Origin of the sequence: Pelagibacterium sp., assembly GCF_048264985.1 — a bacterium.
In the GTDB taxonomy this organism is placed as follows: Bacteria; Pseudomonadota; Alphaproteobacteria; order Rhizobiales; family Devosiaceae; genus Pelagibacterium.
Window position 1 is genome coordinate 58,588 of the sequence record NZ_JBLXCL010000010.1, and the last position, 22,302, is coordinate 80,889.

General features: G+C 57.5%; 27 protein-coding genes. 25 read left to right on the top strand and 2 right to left on the bottom strand.

Translation table 11 applies throughout. The annotated features are described in order from the left end of the window. Positions 1 to 10 precede the first annotated feature (10 nt). The 13 genes from ACN0TA_RS16910 (at position 11) to ACN0TA_RS16970 (ending at position 8,174) form a co-directional block, all read left to right on the top strand. Positions 11 to 616 (top strand): HK97 family phage prohead protease, encoded by a 606-nt coding sequence (locus ACN0TA_RS16910; protein WP_417585113.1) that lies wholly within the window; start codon positions 11 to 13, stop codon positions 614 to 616. Positions 617 to 650: 34 nt separating this feature from the next. After that, complete coding sequence (locus ACN0TA_RS16915) at positions 651 to 2,018, top strand: phage major capsid protein (RefSeq protein ID WP_417585115.1); 1,368 nt, start codon at positions 651 to 653, stop codon at positions 2,016 to 2,018. After that, positions 1,981 to 2,763 (top strand): hypothetical protein, encoded by a 783-nt coding sequence (locus ACN0TA_RS16920; protein ID WP_417585117.1) that lies wholly within the window; start codon positions 1,981 to 1,983, stop codon positions 2,761 to 2,763. Before ACN0TA_RS16915 ends, ACN0TA_RS16920 begins: the two co-directional genes overlap by 38 nt. Then, the gene (locus tag ACN0TA_RS16925) at positions 2,741 to 3,004 is read left to right on the top strand and encodes a hypothetical protein (RefSeq protein ID WP_417585120.1); all 264 of its coding nucleotides are present in this window, start codon (positions 2,741 to 2,743) and stop codon (positions 3,002 to 3,004) included. The genes ACN0TA_RS16920 and ACN0TA_RS16925 overlap by 23 nt, the downstream gene beginning before the upstream one ends. A gap of 4 nt (positions 3,005 to 3,008) precedes the next feature. Next, positions 3,009 to 4,349, top strand: a complete 1,341-nt coding sequence (locus ACN0TA_RS16930) for a phage portal protein (RefSeq protein ID WP_417585122.1) — start codon at positions 3,009 to 3,011, stop codon at positions 4,347 to 4,349. Continuing rightward, complete coding sequence (locus ACN0TA_RS16935) at positions 4,349 to 5,149, top strand: hypothetical protein (RefSeq protein WP_417585124.1); 801 nt, start codon at positions 4,349 to 4,351, stop codon at positions 5,147 to 5,149. The genes ACN0TA_RS16930 and ACN0TA_RS16935 overlap by 1 nt, the downstream gene beginning before the upstream one ends. Position 5,150: 1 nt before the next feature. After that, entirely contained in the window at positions 5,151 to 5,477 is a 327-nt protein-coding gene (locus tag ACN0TA_RS16940) for a head-tail connector protein (RefSeq protein ID WP_417585126.1), read from the top strand. After that, positions 5,478 to 5,846, top strand: a complete 369-nt coding sequence (locus tag ACN0TA_RS16945) for a phage head closure protein (protein WP_417585128.1) — start codon at positions 5,478 to 5,480, stop codon at positions 5,844 to 5,846. Then, positions 5,846 to 6,337: an HK97-gp10 family putative phage morphogenesis protein gene (locus ACN0TA_RS16950; protein ID WP_417585130.1), complete on the top strand. Its 492-nt coding sequence runs from the start codon at positions 5,846 to 5,848 to the stop codon at positions 6,335 to 6,337. The genes ACN0TA_RS16945 and ACN0TA_RS16950 overlap by 1 nt, the downstream gene beginning before the upstream one ends. Continuing rightward, a complete protein-coding gene (locus tag ACN0TA_RS16955; protein ID WP_417585132.1) occupies positions 6,334 to 6,756 on the top strand; it encodes a hypothetical protein in 423 nt (140 codons plus the stop codon). The genes ACN0TA_RS16950 and ACN0TA_RS16955 overlap by 4 nt, the downstream gene beginning before the upstream one ends. Positions 6,757 to 6,811: 55 nt before the next feature. Continuing rightward, positions 6,812 to 7,516, top strand: a complete 705-nt coding sequence (locus ACN0TA_RS16960) for a hypothetical protein (RefSeq protein ID WP_417585134.1) — start codon at positions 6,812 to 6,814, stop codon at positions 7,514 to 7,516. After that, positions 7,516 to 7,872 (top strand): hypothetical protein, encoded by a 357-nt coding sequence (locus ACN0TA_RS16965; RefSeq protein ID WP_417585136.1) that lies wholly within the window; start codon positions 7,516 to 7,518, stop codon positions 7,870 to 7,872. The genes ACN0TA_RS16960 and ACN0TA_RS16965 overlap by 1 nt, the downstream gene beginning before the upstream one ends. Positions 7,873 to 8,018: 146 nt before the next feature. Beyond that, the gene (locus ACN0TA_RS16970) at positions 8,019 to 8,174 is read left to right on the top strand and encodes a hypothetical protein (RefSeq protein WP_417585138.1); all 156 of its coding nucleotides are present in this window, start codon (positions 8,019 to 8,021) and stop codon (positions 8,172 to 8,174) included. Here the strand turns inward: ACN0TA_RS16970 and ACN0TA_RS16975 are convergent. Then, the gene (locus ACN0TA_RS16975) at positions 8,171 to 8,605 is read right to left on the bottom strand and encodes a hypothetical protein (RefSeq protein ID WP_417585140.1); all 435 of its coding nucleotides are present in this window, start codon (positions 8,603 to 8,605) and stop codon (positions 8,171 to 8,173) included. The two genes, ACN0TA_RS16970 and ACN0TA_RS16975, sit on opposite strands and share 4 nt — an antisense overlap. Positions 8,606 to 8,756: 151 nt before the next feature. On the opposite strand from ACN0TA_RS16975, the gene ACN0TA_RS16980 reads away from it, so the two are divergent. The 8 genes from ACN0TA_RS16980 (at position 8,757) to ACN0TA_RS17015 (ending at position 19,587) form a co-directional block, all read left to right on the top strand. Beyond that, complete coding sequence (locus ACN0TA_RS16980) at positions 8,757 to 10,415, top strand: hypothetical protein (RefSeq protein ID WP_417585142.1); 1,659 nt, start codon at positions 8,757 to 8,759, stop codon at positions 10,413 to 10,415. Positions 10,416 to 10,417: 2 nt separating this feature from the next. After that, positions 10,418 to 11,068, top strand: coding sequence for a hypothetical protein (locus tag ACN0TA_RS16985; RefSeq protein WP_417585144.1), 651 nt, complete (start codon positions 10,418 to 10,420; stop codon positions 11,066 to 11,068). After that, positions 11,069 to 11,692 carry a hypothetical protein gene (locus ACN0TA_RS16990; RefSeq protein ID WP_417585146.1) on the top strand — a complete coding sequence of 208 codons (624 nt, stop codon included), beginning with the start codon at positions 11,069 to 11,071 and terminating at the stop codon, positions 11,690 to 11,692. It begins immediately after the preceding gene. A gap of 3 nt (positions 11,693 to 11,695) precedes the next feature. Continuing rightward, the gene (locus ACN0TA_RS16995) at positions 11,696 to 14,182 is read left to right on the top strand and encodes a hypothetical protein (RefSeq protein WP_417585148.1); all 2,487 of its coding nucleotides are present in this window, start codon (positions 11,696 to 11,698) and stop codon (positions 14,180 to 14,182) included. Between the two features lie 743 nt (positions 14,183 to 14,925). Continuing rightward, entirely contained in the window at positions 14,926 to 15,747 is an 822-nt protein-coding gene (locus ACN0TA_RS17000) for a hypothetical protein (RefSeq protein WP_417585150.1), read from the top strand. 57 nt (positions 15,748 to 15,804) lie between these two features. Then, entirely contained in the window at positions 15,805 to 17,364 is a 1,560-nt protein-coding gene (locus ACN0TA_RS17005; protein WP_417585152.1) for a hypothetical protein, read from the top strand. Beyond that, positions 17,364 to 17,747 carry a phage tail assembly chaperone gene (locus ACN0TA_RS17010; protein ID WP_417585154.1) on the top strand — a complete coding sequence of 128 codons (384 nt, stop codon included), beginning with the start codon at positions 17,364 to 17,366 and terminating at the stop codon, positions 17,745 to 17,747. The genes ACN0TA_RS17005 and ACN0TA_RS17010 overlap by 1 nt, the downstream gene beginning before the upstream one ends. Positions 17,748 to 18,198: 451 nt before the next feature. After that, a complete protein-coding gene (locus ACN0TA_RS17015) occupies positions 18,199 to 19,587 on the top strand; it encodes a hypothetical protein (RefSeq protein WP_417585156.1) in 1,389 nt (462 codons plus the stop codon). 704 nt (positions 19,588 to 20,291) lie between these two features. Here the strand turns inward: ACN0TA_RS17015 and ACN0TA_RS17020 are convergent. Next, the gene (locus tag ACN0TA_RS17020; protein WP_417585158.1) at positions 20,292 to 20,591 is read right to left on the bottom strand and encodes a hypothetical protein; all 300 of its coding nucleotides are present in this window, start codon (positions 20,589 to 20,591) and stop codon (positions 20,292 to 20,294) included. 102 nt (positions 20,592 to 20,693) lie between these two features. On the opposite strand from ACN0TA_RS17020, the gene ACN0TA_RS17025 reads away from it, so the two are divergent. Genes ACN0TA_RS17025 through ACN0TA_RS17040 form a run of 4 tightly spaced genes read left to right on the top strand, consistent with a single transcriptional unit; the run spans position 20,694 to position 22,143 of the window. After that, positions 20,694 to 21,371 (top strand): lysozyme, encoded by a 678-nt coding sequence (locus tag ACN0TA_RS17025; protein WP_417585160.1) that lies wholly within the window; start codon positions 20,694 to 20,696, stop codon positions 21,369 to 21,371. After that, complete coding sequence (locus ACN0TA_RS17030; RefSeq protein ID WP_417585162.1) at positions 21,368 to 21,655, top strand: hypothetical protein; 288 nt, start codon at positions 21,368 to 21,370, stop codon at positions 21,653 to 21,655. The genes ACN0TA_RS17025 and ACN0TA_RS17030 overlap by 4 nt, the downstream gene beginning before the upstream one ends. Continuing rightward, positions 21,645 to 21,806, top strand: a complete 162-nt coding sequence (locus ACN0TA_RS17035; protein ID WP_417585164.1) for a hypothetical protein — start codon at positions 21,645 to 21,647, stop codon at positions 21,804 to 21,806. The genes ACN0TA_RS17030 and ACN0TA_RS17035 overlap by 11 nt, the downstream gene beginning before the upstream one ends. Before the next feature lie 25 nt (positions 21,807 to 21,831). Further along, positions 21,832 to 22,143 (top strand): hypothetical protein, encoded by a 312-nt coding sequence (locus ACN0TA_RS17040; protein ID WP_417585166.1) that lies wholly within the window; start codon positions 21,832 to 21,834, stop codon positions 22,141 to 22,143. The last annotated feature ends 159 nt before the right edge of the window (positions 22,144 to 22,302 follow it).

Genomic DNA, 22,302 nt, shown 5'->3' on the forward strand with positions numbered 1-22,302 from the left:
GAATCCAGTCATGGAACGCGCATATGTCGCCTTGAGCATCAAGGCGCTAGACGATGACGCTCGCCAGATTGAAGGCTGGGCGAGCCGTGTTGAAGAAGATCGCATGGGCGACATCGTGATGCCCAAAGGCGTCACGTATGAATTGCCGCTGCCCTTCCTTCTCGATCACGACCACAAGATGGCCGTTGGCGAGGTGGACCGAGTTGAGGTCACAGACAAGGGCATTCGGTTCTGGGCGCACATCAAGAAGATCACCGAAGCCGGTGAGGTCAAAGACCTGACAGACAAGGCTTGGGCGCTGGTCAAGAACGGGTTGCGCCGCGCCGTTTCCATCGGGTTCAAGCCCAAAGAGTTCGAGCCGCTTCCAACTGGCGGTCTGAAATTCACGGCATGGGAATGGCTGGAATTGTCCGCCGTTTCCGTGCCCGCCGCTGCCGGGGCCAAGATCACCGGCACAAAGAGTTACTCGGTGGGCGACACGTTCGCAGCCATCGACCCAGAAATTCCCGCAGACCCCGAACCCGCCGCGTCTGGCAAATCGGTTCGCGTGGTGAAGCTGGATGACCCCGCCCGCGATCGGGCTGAACCCTTTGTCATTCGCAAGATCAAGCGCTGACAATCCCCTATTGCTCGATCAAGAGGTTACTCAAATGAGCAAGTTTGCAGAACAGATTACCGCATTCGAGCAGAAGCGCGCTTCTCTCGTAGCGGCCAATGAGGCCATTCTTTCCAAAGCGGCTGATGAGGGTGCAACCCTCGACGCTGAACAGAAAGAATCCTTTGACAACAACGAGGCTGACCTGACGGAGATCGATGATCACCTGAAGCGCCTTCGAGCCGCCGAGAAAGCACTTGGCGAAGCTGCTAAGCCGGTTGACGGCACTTCCGAAAAGAAGGGCACTGAAAGCCGCGTTCCGGCTCAGATCAAGGCTGCTAAGCCCGCCCCTGGCATTCGCTTCGCGCGTTATGCCCGTTGTCTAGGCCTTGCCCGCAAGGGTGGCCGCGATCTGATGAGCGTAGTGCAGGACGAATACGGCAACCGTGACCCCGATCTTGTCGGTGTCGTCAAGGCCGCTGTTTCAGCAGTGAACACCACGACCGACGCGGCGCTTATCGGCAATGAAGGTGGATTCGGGGACTTCGTCGAATTTCTCCGCCCCATGACCATCGTTGGCCGTTTCGGCAATGGCGGTGTTCCTGGACTTCGCCGAGTGCCTTTCCGTGTCCCGCTGATCCGCCAGACTGGTGGCTCGACAGGTTACTGGGTAGGTGAAGGCGCGGCCAAACCTCTGACCAAGCCCGCTTGGGGACGCACAGAACTTGGACCGCTCAAGGCTGCCAATATCGCAGTTGCGACGATGGAAGCCCTGCGCGATAGCTCCCCCTCCGCTGAAATCCTTCTTCGCGACGATCTGGCTGCGGCCATCGCAGCGGCGATTGATACGGCGTTTATTGACCCAACCAATGCGGGTTCAGCTGGCGTCAAGCCTGCTTCGATCACCAATGGCATCACCGCCATTACATCGAGCGGCAATGATGGCGCGGCTATCCGTGAGGATGTTCGGACTGCAATGGCTGCGTTTATCGCTGCCAGCAATCCGCTTTCCTCTGGCGTCTGGGTCATGTCGGCAACTACGGCTCTTGCGCTCTCCATGATGCGGACTGCGCTCGATCAGCCTGAGTTCTCGGGGATCACTATGAACGGTGGAACCTTCTTTGGCCTGCCGGTTGTCGTATCCGAGTATATCGACGGCTATGTGGTTCTGGCGAACGCTTCTGACATCTGGTTTGCAGATGATGGCGGCGTTGCTGTCGATATGTCCACTGAAGCCTCGCTTCAGATGATGGACAACCCAACCGTCAACTCTGTCACCCCGACTGCCACTGACCTGGTTTCCATGTTCCAGACCAATAGCGTGGCATTCCGCGCCGAACGCACCATCAACTGGACCCGTCGCCGCGATACCGGCGTGGCAGTCATTGATGATGTTGCGTGGGGCCAGCCTGACGCATCCTAAACGAGACAGAAGGGCGGGCAACACCCGCCCTTCGCATTGTCCAATGGACGTGATTTATCCATACCTGAGGGCGCCCGAAGATTTCGAGCTGCGCTATTCCTTGCGGTCGCTTGCCAATATGACCCACGACCGGGTGATTGTGGCTGGCGACCGACCCGCTATTACGAGCGACCGGGCGTGTCACATACCGGTTCCGCGCATGAATGATCGCTACCGGTCCTCTACAACAAACATTCTTTCCGCCGTTGTTCGCGCGGATGTAACCGACAAATTCGTCGTCATGCACGACGACATCTTCTTGCTGAAACCGTGGGCTGATCGCCATCAACATCGCGCGACGATTGCTGAATATCTCGGCTCCGGCGCGGCTATGGGGACGTATCGGCAGGTTTTGCGAACGACATACGAGATTTTGCGTTCGCACGGCATAAGCGACCCGCTGTTTTTCGGGATGCATACGCCATGCGTCTACGAGGCGAGCAAGTTTATCGATCTGGTCAATGAGTTTCGCGACCGGCGCTATCTGACACGAACGCTCTATTTCAATCTTTTCCCCCAGCCCAGCATGCCGAGCCAGGATGTGAAGCTGAAACGCTGGAGAGACGACGCCCCAATTGGGAGCGTCCTTTCCATCTCGGACGATGTAGCTCGCAGCAAGCGGTTTCGATCATGGATCGATGCCCGTTTCTCTGTCCCATCGGAATACGAAAGGCAGTCTCACCATGAAAAAGACAATGATCGCTAGTCAGGCGATGACTTACGGCACGCGCAGGCTCAAGGCGGGTGATGAGTTTTCCGTCCCCCGGCGTGACGCGGGAATTCTGGTCCGCATCGGTCGGGCGCGCGTCCCTGACGACAAGCCCAGCGCAGAGGACGAACTGACCGCCCTTCGCGCCGAGTATCAGGACGTGGTGGGCAAGCGCGCCTATCACGCATGGGACGCTGACGAGCTTCGCAAGAAGGTTGCAGAGGCAAAGAAGGACTAGCGCCGTGCGGCTATTTGGTCTCGACATACAGCGCACGCCCCGCGAAAAGACGCTCAACTCAGTTGACGCCAATCGTGGCTGGTGGCCGCTCATCCGTGAAAGCTATGCAGGAGCATGGCAACAGAATGTTGAGGTCAAGGCCGAAACCGCGCTTTCATTCCACGCGACGTTTTCCTGCCAGACCTTGATCGCATCTGACATTGCCAAGCTGCCCATAAAGCTTGTTCGTAAGGACAGCGACGGTATCTGGGTGGACTTTGAAAGCGCCGCGTTTTCGCCCGTCCTGCGCAAGCCTAACGGCTTTCAGAACCGCATCCAGTTCATGGAAAACTGGGTACTGTCGAAGTTGCAAGCCGGGAATACGTATGTTCTCAAGCAGCGCGACGGGCGTGGTGTCGTGACGAAGCTGTTCATTCTCGACCCCAAGCTGGTAACGCCGCTGGTTTCGGATTCCGGCGATGTGTTTTACGAGCTTCATACCGACAAACTTTCCGGCGTTGAGGATCGGCTAGTAGTGCCGGCGCGTGAGATCATTCACGACCGCTTCAATTGCTTTTTCCATCCGCTGGTCGGGCTTTCACCGATCTTTGCGAACGGTCTGGCCGCCACACAAGGCCTGTCCATTCAGAACAATTCCACCATCTTTTTCCAGAATGGCTCGCTTCCTGGCGGCATTCTCACGGCACCTGGCCATATCGAGGATGCTACAGCCGAGCGGCTGAAAGTTTCTTGGGAGGAAAAGTTCGGCGGCAAGAACCGTGGAAAGGTTGCCGTTCTTGGCGATGGCCTCAAGTTCGAGGCAATGGCCACAAAGGCTGTCGATGCTCAGCTTATCGAGCAGCTTAAATGGTCTGCCGAGGTGGTTTGCTCGACCTATCACGTCCCACCCTACAAAATCGGGATTGGCCAGCAGCCCAGTCACAACAACGTTCAAAGCCTGAATACTGAATACTATTCTCAGTGCCTTCAGATCCTCATCGAAAGCATTGAGCTTTGCCTTGATGAAGGGCTGAACATGCCCGTGGGTACGGGGACGTGGATCGATGAGGACGAACTGCTCCGGATGGACAGCGCGACCCAGATGGACGTGCTCGAAAAGTCCAAGGGAAAACTGACCCCGAACGAGCAACGCAAGCGATTGAACGCTCCGCCTAAGCCCGGTGGCGACACGGTTTATATGCAAGAGCAGGATCATAGCCTTGAATGGCTGGCCCGTCGCGATGCCCAACCGATCGAGCCGCCAACGCCTGAGCCAGCGCCGCCCGCACCCCCGGCACCTGAGCAAGAACAATCGTTCAGCCCGAAATACGCCAAGGCACTCTTTGCCCGCAGAAAGGCAGCCTGATGGATTTGCAGACAGCTTTCGATGAGGGCTTCGAGGCCGTCCGCGCCTATGTTGACGACGCCTTTGCCGCTTTCGAGAAACGCCTGGAGGCCATTGAGGCCCGTCAGCCTGAGAAGGGTGATCCTGGTGCTGATGGCAAGGGTGCTGACCCCGATACGGTAGCTGCGATGGTCAGTGAGGCCGTTGAGCGCGCCGTATCGTCAATTCCAGTGCCGCAGGACGGCAAGAGCGTCACGGTTGAGGACATAGCGCCACTCGTTGAGCAAAGCGTTTCTGAGGCGGTTAAGGCTATTCCCCTGCCAAAGGACGGGAAAGACGGGGCTGATGGCCGTGATGGTCTCGACGCCGTTACTCCAATTCTCAAGGACGGCGTGCTGATCTTCACCATGTCGGATGGCTCAGTAAAGGAAGTTGGATTTGTCACCGGCGCCGATGGCAAGGACGGAGAAAACGGCAAGGATGGTCGTGACGGGTTCTCGCTCGAGAACTTTGACGCCACCTTGATGAAGGACGGACGCACGATCCTCCTGACGTTCGACCAGGGCGATACGATATTCAAGTCCGAAATGGGCGTTCCGGCGATGATTTACCGTGGCGTGTACAAGGAAGGGCAAGAATATGAGCGCGGCGACACGGTAACGTGGGGCGGCTCGCTCTGGCATTGCGATGCCGAGAAAACAATCGAAAAGCCAGATAGTGCGCAAAAGCACTGGACCCTGGCAGCCAAGCGCGGTCGCGACGGCAAGGCGGGGAAAGACGCAGTTGTCAAATCTCAACAGCCGGTCAAGGTGGACAGCTAACATGGCCGATATGATATCGATCGATGACGCTGCCATACATCTGCGTGTTGATGGTTACGAAGATGAGGACTGGGCTGATACCGATCAGGGTAAGGACGTGCAATCCAAGCTAGATCAGGCAGAAGCAATCATTCTCAATTACCTCAAGAAGGACGACAACCCCGATGGGTGGACCGCCGAGACTGTTCCGGGGTCCGTTCGCGCTGCAATTCTGTTAACGCTTTCCGATCTGTTTGAGCATCGCGCCGGCAGCGCAGATGATGATGTGTTCCTGTCATTCGCGGTGCGCTCGCTGGTGCATCGTTATTGCGACCCCGCGATGGCCTAAATGAGCTTGCGCCCCGATAACACACGCGAGCGCGTCACCGCTGGCAAGCGCGACCGCCGCATTACGCTCAAGAAGGCAGGAACGCCAGACCTTGACGGCGCTGGTAACCCCATTCCCGGAAGCGGGGATCCTGTCTCAATCGTCCGCTGGGCTGAGTATATGCCTGTGTCTGACAGTGAGCGCATCGCTGCAATGGAGGTGTCGGCAGAATACACGGCTCGGTTCAGGATATTGTGGAGCGATGCTGTTGAGGATTTAAACCCGACTTGGTGGTTGGAATATTCCGGCAAGGTCTATGACGTTTCGGCCGTCAAAGAGCAAGGCAGGCGCGATGGCCTTGAAATCACCGCTTCGGCACGAGCTGAATAATGGCCAAGACCGTTCGCGTGGAAGGGCTCAAAGAAATCGACGCTGCGCTCGCTGATCTATCAAAGGCCACGGCCCGCAACATCCTTCGACGCACCGGCATAAAGGCGCTTGAGCCTGTTGCTGCGACGGCACGCAATCTGGCTCCTGACGATCCTGCCACAAGCGGGAACGACCTCAAGAGCAGCATAACGGTTGGCACCAAACTCAGCCCCCGACAAGCCAAGATCGCCCGGAGCAATATCCGCAGAGGGCTGGCTGATAAATCGTTTGTCGAGGTCTATGCCGGTCCCGGCCCTGACCCTGCCGCGCACAACCAAGAGTTTGGCAACATCAACCACGGCCCGCAGCCTTTCATGCGTCCAGCCTGGGCGGGGAACAAAGACAAGGTTCTCGATATCGTCAAAACCGAGAGCTGGGCTGAAATCGAAAAAGCCGCCAAGCGTGCAGAGCGCAAGGCAGCAAGGCTGGCAGCAAAGGCAGCGCGTTCATGAGCGAAATCGATCTGCGCACATTGCTTGTCACAGACCCGGCATTATCGGCACTGGTGCCCGCATCCAATATCCGCATCAACTTCATCCAGCAGGGCGCGCAAGGCGTTGTGCTGGCCATATACCGCATATCAGGCGCACCGGGCTACACCATGCAGGGCGATGATGGGCTGGTTGAAAGCCGCTATCAAATCGACATTCGCGGCAAGGACACCGAGGGCTATCCCGGTTCGGGTTGGAGCGCTGCGCTACCTGTCGCCACCCGCCTCAAGGCATTGCTTTCCGGCTATCGCGGCACGGTGGGCAGCACAGACTTTCGCATGATTTCTATTCTCTCCGAGCGGCAGCGCTCCGAGAAAACCGGGACGGATATGTATCACACGTTTTCGTTCGATTTCCAGATCTGGCACCGAGCCAGTTAGCGCCCATTCATTGCCCGTGGGCTGGGCGCTTTTCACACATTAATGGAGAATACCTATGACCCTCTCGATGGTGGATATTGGGTATGGCACCGTTGTCCGCGTTGGACGCGGCGAAGGGCCAACCTGGACCCAGATCATGGGCGGCGAAACGGCGGGCGTCCCGTCGCAGCCCCCCGAAGATATCGATGTCACTCACTTCCAATCCCCAGGCCGCACACGCGAGACCAAGCCCGGTTTGAAGCCTGTTGCCGACTATGAACTGGAGCTTCAATATTGGCCCGGTTCTGCGACCGACACCCTTCTAATGGAGTTGGCAGATCTGACCAGTGCAGGGGAGCGTGAAATTGTCCTGCTGGAAATCACCCCGAACGGTGGTTCGACATGGGTGTTCCAAGCCTATCTAAATGAGTACACTCCGTCCTCGTCCGTTGGCGATAAGCAGATGGTCAATGCGGCTTGGAAGGTTATGGCGCGGGTTTTGGTGGGCGATGCGCCTGTCAACAGCATCCTCCCAGCGATTTCCGGTATTGCCCAGGTTGGCGAAACGCTCACGGCCCTTGAGGGCGCATGGAGCGGGGCACCTTCATTCACCTATGTCTGGAACCTTGATGGCTCGCCAATCAGCGGGGCCACATCACGCACCTATGACCCGGTTGTCGGTGATGTTGGCGACCCGATCACTGTAACCGTCACGGCCACCAATGCTGAGGGCAGCGACAATGCGACATCGGCCCCAACAGCAGCGGTACTGGCAGAATAATGGCAAACCCCACTGGCGAAATGAGGGTGACGGCCAAGGGTAAATCCTATCGCCTTCACCTCGGCATGAGCGTTCTTGCCGATTTGCAAGAACAGTATGGCGAACGTCTTGAGGCTATCCTTTCGCCTCCTGATCCTGCGGATGGTGACGAGAAGCCTAACCTGCCAGACCTAAAGGTCATGCACGCGGTTTTTCTCGGCGCATTGCAGCGATATCACGCAGCGGAGGCGGACCGTTGGCTTGTCGATGACATCATTGCGGAGAATGAAAACGCATGGGGCAAACTGCTCACGGCGAGTTCACCAGATCCGCAGGAGGGCGATAAGCCCAGGGGAAAACGGAAGGCGGCGGCTTAGGTATCGCGAGTTTATGCGAAGCCTATGTCGCCGCCGGACTACCCCCAGATCGCTTCTGGACTCTGACCCCAAGACTATTTGCCACGGAAATGGCAGGGGTTGCGCGCCGCATAAAACGCGAGCGTGCGAGGGTCTGGGAATGGGCCATGCTTACGCGCATGGAGAAGCCGCCCACGCTTGAGCAGTACACCGGCGAGAAGACACGGGCCGAGCCGGCCAGCTTTCTGGATCTACGTCTGCGTGCTTCGACCAAGGGGTTACGATCAATGACGATGGCGGAATACCGGAAGTCGCTGAATTAGTACCCTTCGCGCGCCATGAGGGTTTGCAGCTCTTCGAGACGGCGGCGCTTCAATTCTGGGTCGATATACAATTCGCTACAGATTAGCGTTGAGCAGTGAAAATCGCTCAGTTCAAATGGCGGAGTTGCCCTGTCAAACTCGCAGCGCACTTCACCATATGAGCGGGTAAAGTCATCGGTGGCTGAGCCTTCAATCGCGTTGTTGAGTATGTCTGCGATCCGATTTCCGCTTGGTGTTTCTGTGCGATGAACGTCCATCCGAACACGCGGGGGCGATAGTTCGGGGAATGACTGAACGTTCGTTGTTTCTAAGTCGTCATAGCCTAGCTGAAACGACGCCGCCTTGAGGCACGCCTCAACAATCGTCGGCTCCTGCGAGTGAGCCGGAGCGGCCATCAGCGCGACCGCTGCAATAGCAAGCATGGTTCTCATGCGCGCCAATCAACACCAAAGTTCTAGGTAACGCAATATGGCACAGAGTGTGATCGGAGCGCTCCGGGTGAATCTCGGACTTGATTCCGCGCAATTCCAGAGTGGATTGAAGCGATCTCAGGGCGGCATGGAGCAGTTCAGGAGGAAAGCGATGGTTGCCTTCGCCGCTGCTAGTGCCGCCGCTGTCGGCGCTTTCATGGCCATACAAGGCGCTGCCAATCGGGCAGATCAGCAGATAAAGGCATCATCGAGCTACGGCATCCCCATTGAGCAGCTTGGCCGCTTGTCCCATGCCGCCGAGCTGTCCGGCGCTTCCATGGAGGAAGTTGGCAAGGCTGCGCAGCGCACGGCCCGTGCGGTGAACTATGCCATGACCGGCGTGACTAACGAAAGCACGCGAGCGTTTGAACAGATGGGCGTTGCGCTCACCAACACAGACGGCACCGCTCGCGAGGTTGAGGGTATTCTTGGCGATGTCGCGGAACGGTTCGCAGCGATGCCAGATGGCGCGCAAAAGACTGCGCTTGCCGTGGAGATGTTCGGGAGGTCCGGTGCAAAGCTAATTCCCATGCTGAACGCGGGCAGGGAAGGGCTTAGGGACATGGGTGACGAAGCCGAAAGGCTCGGGCTGGTGTTCTCGGAGAATACTGCACGATCGAGCGAGCGGTTCAATGACAACATACTTCGGTTGAGCCGGTCGATGACGGGGCTGTGGAACCAGGTTCTGGCCAATGTCATCGAGGGCTTTGCGCAGCTGACAGACAAGATCGTGGAGGCCACCCAGCAGGGCGGTCTTTTTGACGGTGTCATCAACGTCATTAGTGGCTCGTTTAACGCGCTCGTTCGCTCCCTCATGTGGGCAATCGACAATATCGATACCCTGATCAACATTGCCAAGGTGTGGATCAGCCTTCAACTTGCGGCGATCACGGTGGATGCGGGGCGGGCGTTCTTTGCCTTCGCTCGGGCGGTTCAGACGGCAGGCTTCGCCTCAGCCGCACTGTCAACGATCACTAAAGGAAAAATCATCGTGCTTGGCACGCTGGCCGCCGTTTTGGCGGCAGCGGCGGGTAAACTGGATGATTTTACGAATTTTGTAGACGAAGCTGCCCAGTCGCTGATGAGCGTAATTCCTGAGGACTGGACGCAGGGCATCCAAGATGGAGTCGGCACCCTCAACAATCTTTGGTTCCGGGGATTTGACGAAACGGAAACCGCGCTCGATAACGTCAACACCACGCTTCCTGAGATAGCTACGAATTCGGGAGGGGCTGCAACCGCGCTGGGCGGCGTTTCCGAAGCGGCCGGAGAAGCTGGCACGGCCCTTGAGACCATGGCCCAACTCGGCAAGCAAGTCACGTCCACGCTTGCGAGCGGATTCACAGACCTGTTTACCGGCATGATTGACGGCACCAAGTCTGCCACTCAAGCTATTGGCGACCTTCTTTCCAGCCTCGGAAAGTTGCTGATCAACAATGCTTTTAATTCATTATTCAGTGGCCTCTTTGGCAGCGGGGGCGGTCTGGGAGGCATATTCGGCGGAGGTGGAGTGCCGAGTTTCGCGGGTGGGGGCTTTACGGGTCTCGGCGCCCGATCTGGCGGGCTGGACGGCAATGGTGGTTTCGCGGCGCTGCTGCACCCCAACGAGACAGTGATCGATCATACCAAAGGCCAAGGCATGGGCGGCATGGTGTTCAACATCGATGCGCGCGGTGCGCAGCAGGGCGTTGGATCGGAGATCGCGCGGGAGCTTCGCAAACAATTGCCCGATGCAATCCAAAGCTACAACAAGAACCCTTATCGGAGGTAAGCATGGCTCTCGCTAATCCGCTGGGGGCAGATGCCTTCTTTGACCGCTTCCGGCTCAACAACGCGCAACTGGTGCAAGGCTTTCAGCAACAGCGCAGCGCAACCGCAGGCGGAAACGCCGGGTATGCTGATCGTGCCGTGCCTCTTTGGCAGGCCCAATGCGTGACCGTCCCTATGGAGCACGGCGAAGCCGAGGGCTTGATGGCGCTCATCAACAGCAGGGCGGGCGGCATCAAGACAGTTTTGCTTTACAACAAGAAATTGCCCTACCCGGCGTCTGATCCTGACGGCTCACTGGTCGGTTCAGTTGTGCCCGAAATCAACGTTATTACTGATCGGCTGCATGTCTCGTTTTCCGGGTTTCCGGTTGGTTATCAGATCCCGCTCGGTACCTATTTCGGCATCGTGTTTGATACCAGTCGGTACTATCTGGGTCAGTTCCTGGAGGCGCGGACGGCCAATCCGATAACCGGCGCGGTTGCCAGCACGGAGATATGGCCTCCATTGCCTGCCTCCATTTCCTCCGGCGCTGACATCATCATCAAGAAGCCTTGCGCCAAATTTCGCATCACGCCGAACAGCGCAGCGCCTTCCGTGGTCGATACCCTGCACCAGACAATCCAGTTTACAGCAGAACAGACGTACGGGGCTTAGATGACCTACGATGTCGAGACGATAGCCGCCCTCGAAAGCGGCGCATTGGTCCTGCGCGACTTCCTCACGATAGACGGGAAAGAGCTTGGCGGCGATCCGGCACAGTTCGCATACTGGACCGGCGAAGATAACGTCGCGGTCAATGTTGTCCCCGCTGGTGAAACCACGCCCGTAAGCCGCAACTATGCCGGGGGCGGAACGCTTCTTGTTGCTCCCGAGATAGTTGATGCCATTGGCTTAGAGGCACGCGGGTTCGAGTTCGGCCTTGACCACATGAGCACCGATGCCGGTTCGCCCAGGGATATGGTGTTTGGCCACAACGTGCGCGTGGCGCGTGTTGAGTTCCATCGTGGGGTATTCGACCCGGAAACCTGGAACCTCGTTTCTGAGCCACATCTGTTGCTCTCAGGACGTGTTGACGGGGCGGCGGTTGACGACGCTGCGGCAGATGGCGAGGGCGGGTTGTCCCTTGAGGTTATCGGGTCGGCAATCGACCTGACACGTACAAACCCAGCCATGGAAAGTGATGCACAGCAACGTTTGCGCGATGGCGACCGATTCCGGCGCTATGGCGACACGGCTGGGCAGCGCGAGACATGGTGGGGGCAGGCAAAGAGAAAATAATCCATGTTTGACCCTATCAGCCTCCTGATCAGGCTCGTCGTTGGCGTAGTCCTATACGCCGCGAGCACTCTATTTGATCAGGCGAAAAAGCGCGAACAACAAAAGCGCACCACTGGCACGCGCGGCTCTACCCAGTTTGGGGGTCGGGTCCCCCAATATTTTCTGATAGGGACGGTTGGGGAGCCGGGGAAACAGGAATATCAGGACACATGGGGCAACTCTGGCGAGGTGCCTAACGCAAACCTTGTGGACGTGATCAGCTTCGGTGACATGCCGATAAGCGCCTTGTCCGGCCTGTACGTGAACGGCAGCAAGGTCACGCTTGCCACTTCTGGAAGCGATGAGCGCGGCAGCCCGATATCCGAATACAACATCGGCGGCAACCGGCTTTGGTGGCGCTTCTTCGACGGGACCCAGACCAGCGCGAGCAGCTACCTTACTGGCAAGTTCGGCTCGGACGCTGATCGCCCATGGCTAAGCGACATGATCGGGCGGGGCATCCCCTATCTGGTAATGACTGCGCTATGGGATGAAAAGGTGTGGAGCGGTTTCCCATCCTATGTGGGGCAGTTCCAAGGCATAAAACTCTATGACCCGCGCAAGGATAGCACCGCTGGCGGGGCTGGGTCTCATCGCTGGGACAACCAATCCACTTGGGAGTTTTCGGACAACAACGCCGTCATCATCTACAATATCGAGCGCGGCATTTATTACGATGGCGAGCGTATATGGGGGGGTGACGCGACGGCATTGCAATTGCCCTATGATGTGTGGGCTGCCGCAATGGACGCCTGTGATGAGGCGGTTTCGCTCCAAGCTGGAGGCACCGAGAAGCGGTTTCGCGGTGGTCGCAGGATCGATCTCAACGAGCGGCCCGCTGACGTTATCCAAGACTTCCTGATTGGCGCGAACGCCCGCATCAGTCATGCCAGTGACGGAACGATTTACATCCTCGTGGGTGTCCCCGATGAGGCAGACGGCGCTTTCTCTGATACGGACGTGCTGGGCAGTGAGCCTCTGGGGTCAATTCCATTCCCCAATCTTGACGATATAATCAATGGCGCAACAGCGACCTACAGGGAGCCTATACAGGCTTGGGAGGGCAAGGAAACCGCGCCCTACTATCGGGCCGACCTCGAAGCGCTGGATGATGGCCGCAGACAGGCGGACGGTCTGACGCTCGAAACCACGTCCAGCGGCACGCAGGCCCAGCGCATTTTGCAGGCGGTCACAGAGGAAGGAAGGCGGTTCCGCAGACACGTTGTTGCGCTGCCCGCGCCCTTTGCGCAGTTCCGGCCATTGCAGACCTTGGCCTGGACAAGCGGGCGTCTCGGATATGACGGGAAACTATTTCTTATCACGTCACGCACTCGCCCTATTTGGGGGTGGGTCGTTGTCGGGCTGCAAGAGATTGACCCAGCAGACCACAACTGGACGCCCGCGACAGACGAGCGTCCGATAAACTTTGCGCCGATCACGACAAATCGCCCCACCCCTCAAGAGGTGAGTGGTTTTTCCGTAGCACCTGCCATTGCAGTGGATACGGAAGGCAGACAGCGCCGGCCCGCAATCGACGTGTTCTGGTCATCGGCATCTGTTGCGCAGGACGTGAACGCGGTTCGGATTACCATTGCGCTTGATGATGGAGGCGGTGAACCCGGCGATATCGTCTGGGAAGGGCAGGCCCCACGCCCTGAGCTTGGCGCGGCCCGCATTATCCAGGCGCTCTTGCCCATCGAAGCCTATGTGGTCCAGATCGAATATGAGCCACTGTCCGGGCGCGAAACCGTGGCGTCCTCGTGGCTTCCGGTCACCACGCCGAACGTGAAACTCGGTCCCCTTGATGTCATCTATGGCGACCTCGATCTCGATGAGCTCGGCCAGCAGATGGATGGCTACCTGTCGTGGGTGGCGCAATCGTTGCGCGAGGTCATAGAAGAAGCGCAAGCCCTCGCGCTGTTGGCTGGCGATCAGGAAATGGCCAACGCCACCCAGTTCGACGAAATGCGCCGGTCGCTCGGTACGATTACAAGTGGTCTGTCTGCCACCTTCGATGAGACTATCACCACTGCGATTGTTCCTATCAATGGGCAATTGGTGGCAATAGCCGATGCAATCACGGAGGTTTCGGCGGGTGATGGTTCTGACCTGGCGACTGCGCGGTTCCGTATGTCTGCCCAGTCTGATGAAGCCGGTGTCACCATTGGAATGCAAGGCCGCACCGGGTCCGAGGGTGATTGGCGTGATGCTGGGGCATTTTTGAAGGTCCCGAACGACGATGAAGAACCAACTCAATTTACGGTTGTTGCTGACCAGTTCGTCATAACCTCCGGCCCGAATTCCCTACAGCCGTTTGTATTTGAGGACGGAGTGGCCAAAATGGTTGCCGCCCGCATCGGGACGATCACTGCCGGTCAGATGCTCAGCGATGACGAGGAATTCGACGTGAACCTCACCGAGAAATACATCTCGATAAGGCTGGCCGACTGATGGGAAAATGGTTTCGAGCAAAACCGGGGAAAGCAGCGGTCTATTCTCATCCGACGGACAGCTGGGATCCTCTGGACAACCCGTTGAACTACCTTGATGACATAAATTGGCACAGCGATCTGGATTATCTCGAAGTTGCGTTCCGGGGGAGTGCAACCGTTAGTCATGCTGCGGTTGCTGATAACTCGTCGTCGGGCGGAGCAAGTGGTGGGATCGCATACCCCACTTCATGGCGGGACTCCCCCTACACTACAACGAGGGTCATATATACGCACGGTCTGGGGTATCTGCCGGATGTGATTGTGCAGTACGCAGGGGAGAACATAACGCCGGGGTACGCCGTACAAAAGACCGGGAATGGTGTCCGCCTCCTGTCAGTAATAATCACCACTAGCCAGATACTACTTCGGGAAACCGTATGGACTTGGCAGGGCGGGTCGTTACCCGCTTTGTCCCGTACATATGACATAATTGGGTTGATAAAACCGACCCCCTCCGCACCATTATCCGACCTCCTGATTGAGCCGGGAATGTTCACTACTGGACGCGGGAAAATAGACTCGACCAGGAGGTATTTGAGACAATCCGCGCCGGGGGAAACCGATATATTGGTAACCAACGGGAAGACCGCCGATGCGGCCAACGGGGTAGTGAGGACAATAACTCCGGCAGGCACCGCGAGGGACGATGCAACGTTCTCTAGCGGGGCGTATAACTACAACGGGCCTTTCACCGCTGGGGACATGGCTGTTAGGAGCTTGTCGGTTGCGGATAGCGCGACGGAAGTCGGCACCTTCACGAACATCGGTGTCAACGAGAGCATGAAGGTCGTTGACGACGGACATGTGGTTATTGATAGCAACGTACCCATGGCCAAATTTATAGGGTCCGTCTCCGCGTCAAGTGTCGCCGCCAACTTCCCTAACTTCTCCCAAGACTTGAACGTGTTCTGGAATGCAAGTTTCATCGGTGGCGTCACCTGGGGTACCGGCTTTAGCGTTCACTCCACATGGGTTCCCCAGCAATGGGAGAACAACGTTGTTGTCGCGACCGGCCTGCCTTCTGCCGCCAATTTTGTTGTGGGTCGCGTACGGGCAACACGTATTGCCGCTCCTGCGCAAATAGGGGGGGCGGCAAGCGCAAATGCAGGCGACACTGGCCCATGGACCATAGTCACACCCTCCAGCGGGTTCCGCGATATCTCAGTAACCACACCAACCGGTTCGTGGGTTTCCGCAAACGGAACACTTACGCTAGAGACATCGTACATGATGCGGAGGACAGCCACATTTCGCCTATCGGGCAGTAATTTGGTTTTGTCTCTTCAGCAGTCGGTGGGCGGCTACAGCACGACTCCGTATCGAGGTAACCGTAACGAAGACTTTGGGAACTACAACACCGAAGTTTTGGCCAGGCTGCACCGGGTGGGCGCGCGTATCACAGAAGGGGGCAGTAGTGCCCCTCCGGCTGGGTGGGGATCAGGTGGCACTTACGACCCCCGTGGTGGTTATAACTGGGCGTCCCAATGGCGCTTCGATGTTGAATTCCTGATCGGCCACGTCTGACACCTCACCATCAATCATTTCACGCCGCCTCCGGGCGGCTTTTTTTATGGGGCACCCATGGCCGCGAAATCGGACTATATCTCTGGCACAATCAGCCTGACCAATGGCGAAACAGTCTTCACCGGCACCGGTACTGGCTGGGCACTAGCCGACTTCCGCGAGGGCGATACGATTATCGATATCACCGGCGCCACCGAATTTATGGGCGTGATCGCGACGATCGATGCCAACGGGGCAGGGACGCTCACCAAAGCGTGGGAAGGGCCGACATTGGTCGATGTCGCCTATCGGATGCGTTACCAGCCCGACGGCTCGCGTGTGTCCGCGCAGGCCCGTAATCTAATCGAACTGTTGGGCAACGGTAACCTGCAGGCGGTTGCCGGACTCGAAGGCAGCGCCAACCAGGTCCTGATGTTCACTGGTCCCGGCGCCATGACCATAGTGCCCAAAACCGAACTGATTTCGGGCGCGGCATATGACGTGCAGGTCGATGATCTTACAGCGCGCTCGGCGTATGACGGGCAGGATACGGGATATGCCGTGCTAGTTGCGGACACCGGCGACGGTCGGTCGGCAATTTATTCCAAGAACAGCACCACGAGTGCTGACTGGAGCGATCCGGCCTATGTGACGGGGCCGATCGGTGAAACGCCTGACGTGACAGTTGGGGATGTAACAACCGGCGACCCTGGCACTCCTGCTGCTGTAACGGCGACCCCGACTGTAGGTGGTGTAGAACTGGACTTCACCATTCCGGCAGGGGAGGGCTTTTCGTCTAAGGGCGACTATTCCGGCGCGGTAGATTACGTGACGGGCGATGTCACCCAGGACCAAGGTTCAAGCTGGATTGCGCGACAACCCACAACCGGCAATGCGCCTCCTGCGTTGCCCACCACGAGCAATGCTTATTGGCAGCTGCTGGCGAGGGCGGGTAATGACGGCGCTGGTACAGTGACCTCGCTGGCTGGCGGTACGGGTATTTCCGTGGACAGTACTGACCCGACTGTTCCAGTTGTTTCTGCAGTCATTGCATCGCAGGTTGAAGCCGAGGCGGGCACCGAAGCCGCCAAACTGATGACACCGGAGCGAACTGCGCAGGCGATTGCCGCTCTTGCAAATCCGTGGGCAACGATGCCTATCGGGGTTCCATTTCCAATATATCCCGGCGCTGCTGAGCCACCAACTGATCAAGCCTTTCGATATATCAAGCTGACTGCATCGGATGCTTACAACGTTGCGGTTCTGGTGTCAGAAAGTATTTCCGGGTCTGCGCCCGTTATCGAGGCGACGGCGGTTGTAGACTTGGATGGTAGTCCGTTCGATGGTGAATCGGTGCGCCTCATAAACACCGAGCGTCGGTTCATACGACCTGGATCGGCGGGAACCTTGGAAAACGGTGAATTGGCTGCTCACAATCACGATCTTCTGATTGATAACAACGCGGGCAGTATTGGGGCGAATAGCGGGGCGGGGCGTCTTAGAGCGGCTTCAAGCAATTTAGGTCGTATCGCTGAGCCAAGCAGCCCGTCCACTAATACCTCATCCATCGATTCTAGCGGCGGCAGTGAAACCCGCCCCCGAAACATAGGTTTCGATTACTACATAAGGATTTTGTGATGCCCTATGCCGCTAACGGACAAATCAGCCAGTCACCCATCGAAGGCGGGGTCGAAATCAGTGAGGCGCAATACCGGGATGCTTTGGAGGGTATGTTGCAAGGTAAGTTTGTTTCTATCTCGGATGGATTCACAGTAGAGTTGCCACCCGAGCCTGACCCCGCCCAAGAGCCAGAACCTCCCACCATGGAAGATTTGTGGTTATGGCTTCGCTCAGCGCGAAACCAGCGGCTTACCGCATCCGACTGGGTGATCCTGCGCAATCTCGAAACCAGCGAACCGGTTCCGCAAGCATGGCTCGATTATCGTCAAGCGTTGCGCGATCTGCCAGACAACACAATCGATCCCGTAGACCCGGATTGGCCGGAAGTGCCGGACCTTTAGCCCCGCCTCTAAGTGGGGCTTTTCTCATAACCCCGCACAATGAGACCAAACCAGCCTCGCCGTAAAGCGGGGCTTTTTTCTATGGAGCCACAAGACACACCGATTTTGGAATGCTACGCTCCCCAAGATGTTTTTCTTGGGGGAATTATGGAACGGCGCACATTCCTATCGGCAGTGACTTCCTTGTTTGGCTCCATGCCTTTTGCAGCAAGGAGCGCCACAGTACCCACAGTTTCCAGCGGAAACCATTCCCTCCCGGCATCATATTTTGTCCAGAACAGCGATACCGATCTCCCCGTCCTGCATAACCCGCCCATGGAGGATTTATCCCAAGGCCTCACCAGCCGCCTGATGGAAGACGGGCGTACGGTGATGACGGGCAACCTCCAGATGGGGGGGGGACCGGATTACCAATGTTGCCCCCGGCACCGGCACGACAGACGCGATCAGTGTGCAGCAGCTTTCCGACCGCTCCACGCCTGTTGCGGACTTTGGCACGGTTTCGGACTTGCTGGCCGATAACAACGCCAGGACTGGGTACGCGGGTTCTGGCGCGCGGGTTATCGTTTCTCCTGGCCAATACGTCACGGCCCAAGGCTCCCGCTATGAGGTAGTGGCAAGCGATGCGATTGAATTTGACGAAGAGACCGCTGGAGGAGTGAGGCTTAAACACGCCATAACTGGCGCAACCAGACTTATCACAAACGGTGAAGTCGTAACTATATCATCCAGCGACGCCGCCGTTGACGAAAATCTGGCTATTCTTTCCGTCAATAATTTTGATGACAATTCATGCGGCCTACGAATACGGTCCTATTGGGAGGGCGAAACAGGCGACCCGTTCAACAATAATGATGGCATTCTCTCCGAGGTCTACAACTCAACTTTATCAGACAGTAATAACCGCAGTTGGGCATTTTCAGCAGCTAATGCTTACCACAGCATCCCTGTCGGGGTGACCGACAGTGGGGAGCGGGTTGGCGTTTTGGGCTGGGCCACCTCTGTCAACTCTGCGGGCTACGTTCATGAAGGGACGTTAGAACAACAGGTTGGTGTCTGGGGCCGTGCGGGATTTCAAAGCCCCGGATCAGGTGCGGACGCAGTCGTCAACGAGGCTGTAGGTATTCGTGGGCAGATCGTCTATGATAGCGTTGGCGCAACTATTAACAACGCTATCGCTGGTCAGTTCGTGACCCGAGTGATCGAAGGCTCCGCCACCACCAATACCGCCGTATATGCGTCTGCCCGTGATGGCGGCATAAATTACTCGTTTGTCGGTGACGGAGGCATTTTTCTCCAAAAAGATACACTGAACGTCGCACCGACAAATAGCGTTCATTCGGGAAATTCCGCTAATACTGTAGAAGCCTGCCGGATCAATACTGATGGCAGGATTTATGCTGCAAAAACAGGGTCTGACGCAAAGATTAGCCTGCAAACATTGAGTGGGTCGGGGAGCGCCAATCTACAGGTGTTTTTGTGGGGTTCCACAGTGACAGGTGCCATACAACACACCTCTACCACGACGACCTATACCACGTCATCCGACTATCGCCTTCCGTGGAAGGAGGGGCACGTAGAGGTAGAACGATCTGGTGCGTTTATCGACGCCCTGCGCCCCTACTATTTCCCGATTGCGGGGAAAGCGGGCTTCATTGCGCATGAATTTGCTGAGACATCACCCGCTTCCGTTCTCGGGGAAAAAGACGCTGTTTATGAAGATGGCAGTCCGAAGTACCAGAACATGCAGGCAAGCAGTGATGACGTGATTGCAAATCTGGTGGCGGAATTACAATCGCTCCGCAAACGTGTAGCGGAATTGGAAAACGCGCAGGCGTGATCCTTCATATTCCCGTGCACTGATTTTCTAAAACATCGCTATAGGAGGCCATCATGGACGGGCAAAAGAAAACCCCGCCGGGGCGGGGTTAGGACTGATCGGTGCCAATCGGGTGTTACATGGCTAGGCGTGCGGGTTCTTCCGCGAACTCCGCGTTCAGCTGGCGAAGCGCTTCTACCATCTCGACCGGCTTCGAATTGATAAGCGATAGGTAGGCACGCAAAGCCTGGACAGGACGCGAGCGGCCCCTGTTCCCATCGTTTCAACTGGTCGAAACCAAAGCCAAATGTGGACGCGAAGTCTTTCTGTGACAAGCCAGTGCGTGCCCGAATAGTTTTAACGTCGATTTCTGCGGGTACATGGAGCTGATAAGGTTCAGCCTCGCCACGGGCGCCCTTGTCGAGGCGGCGCGTGTGGCGCTGGGCATCAGCTACGCAGAGATGGACGATCTCTGGAAGTTTGCGGCCAGTTAAATGAGCCGCCTGCACCCATGGGGTTTAGAGGCAGGCGGCTCACCCGGATGAAGGAGGTTAAACATCCGGCCCCATATCCCGTGTTGAGCGTGAGATGGGGTATCGGTTGATGCGGCGCAGGGGGATGGACGCAAGTGCAACATCGACCGGGTGCAAAGCACCAAAGGTCCATCAAATATTGGTAGCGCAGGCGGGACAATGGGCCTTTGGTCGCAGTGCTAAGGATCGGCGCTAGACCCTTGACCGTCGCCAGCCTGCTTGCCGTGCCTCGGCCTCCGAGCAGAACCAGCGTTCACCGTACTCCGGCCGGATCTTTGTTTCTGCGTAATAGCGCTGGCCAGGCACATGATAGATGCGCTCGCCCGAGCCGATGCTGATATTGCCCTTGATATTGCACTCGCCCGCTAACGTCGAAAACGCCTGACCGGCAAACGGCTCATCGCCCGATAGCCCGAAGACCCCGGCAAAGCCGACGGTCGCTGCCACGGCAACGATGCCGACGTTCGAAAGCAGTCTTTTGAATGCCCGCATGACGCACCTCCCAAGGTGCGAGCGTAGCGAATCCCCATCACCCGCCGGTGTGCGTGGCGGGGACAATTTTTATCAAATCCAAACAATCGACAGGAGGCCATCATGGCCCGACAACTCAACGCCGAGGTGATTGAGCATATTAAACGTTGGGAGGGGTTCCGTGCCAACGCCTATCCCGATCCCGGTTCGGTCAACGGAAAGCCCGTGACTATAGGGTACGGGCAGACCCGGCGAAGCGGCAAACCTGTTCAGTTGGGTGAAACGATCACCGAAGCCGAGGCCACACAATGGCTGCTTGCCGAATTGGATCGTGTATCTGGTGTCATCGAACGGCTGGTAAATGTGCAGCTGACTGATTTCCAGCACGGCGCCTTGGTGAGCTTCACCTATAATGTCGGTGATACAGCTTTCTCGAATTCCACTCTGCTCCGCAAACTCAACGCGGGTGATTATGCCGCCGTGCCGGCGCAACTCTCCCGCTGGAACAAGAATGATGGAAAAGTCATGCAGGGCCTTGTGAACCGCCGGGCAGCCGAGGCGGGGCTAGGGGCGCGCGGGGAGTTCGTTTCGTCTGCTCCTGTTGATGTACAGGCCCCCAAAGAGCCTTCGGCGGTCGATACCATTCTGAAAGACCCGGGAGGGCTGTCGGGCATCGGTGCAGGCTTAGCGGCGTTGTTCGGTGCCATCGCTGACCAGCCCATACTCCAGGTCGGCGCTGTGATCCTTATCGGCATAGTCGTGTGGCGTCTGGTGATCGCGCGCAAGGCCGGTGTCGCATGATCTGGTGGCTGTTTGAAAACTGGTTCTGGATTGGCATTGGCGGCGGGTATCTCGCCGCCATTGTTTTTGCATACGCCCGGTTCGGCAAGGAGGCGGCAATCGCAGTCGCAACGGCGGGCGGTGCTGTTCTGCTCTATCGCCTCGGTCGCTCCCATGAGCGCGACCACTACGAGGACCACATCAGCGAACTCTCCGAAGAAAGGCAGGACGCCTATGATCAGATCGACAATCGCGGCACTGACCGCAACGATGCTGCTGAGCGGATGCGCCGGGGTGATTACTGATTGCCCCGAACCCACGCCGATTCCCGCCGAAATCCAGGGCAGGGCGGCTGCTGAGCTTGAGGCCCTACCGCACGGATCGGCGCTGGCTCAGGTCGTCGTGGTCTCACTCAATGATCGCGACAAGCTGCGTGCCTGTCGCGCGATCCGCTGATCTCTCGCCAACATTCGGAGCAACAATGTCTGACTGGTTTCAACACCTGGCCGCGCTCAAGCCTGCGACTGTGGTTCCGGCGCTGTTTGGTGCCGGGCTGGCCGTTCTGATCGAACTCAAGCGCCATACCTGGGCAACGGCGACCTTTGCGCTGATATCGGGCGCTCTTGTCGCCTTTGCGGCCACGGAGCCGGTCATCGAGTTTTTGAACCTTACGGACAATGCGGCCTATGCCGTGGCCGGCGTTCTTGGGATCTCGGGCCGTAATCTGATCGTGTGGTTGCTCATGGTGAGCAAGGATCCGCTTTCGGCCTGGCGGAATATGGGCAAGAAGTGAGCCGGTGATCAGCTCGGGGATGGCGGCAAGGAGCCAGTCCACCGACTGACCTTGCCCAGAAGGCGAAGCAGCCGACGATCTCAGAGCCCAACCCGAAAAGAGTTGAGCAGTTTCAGCAGGTTGTGATTCAGTTCGGTTGTGAGACTGAACGGAGAACAC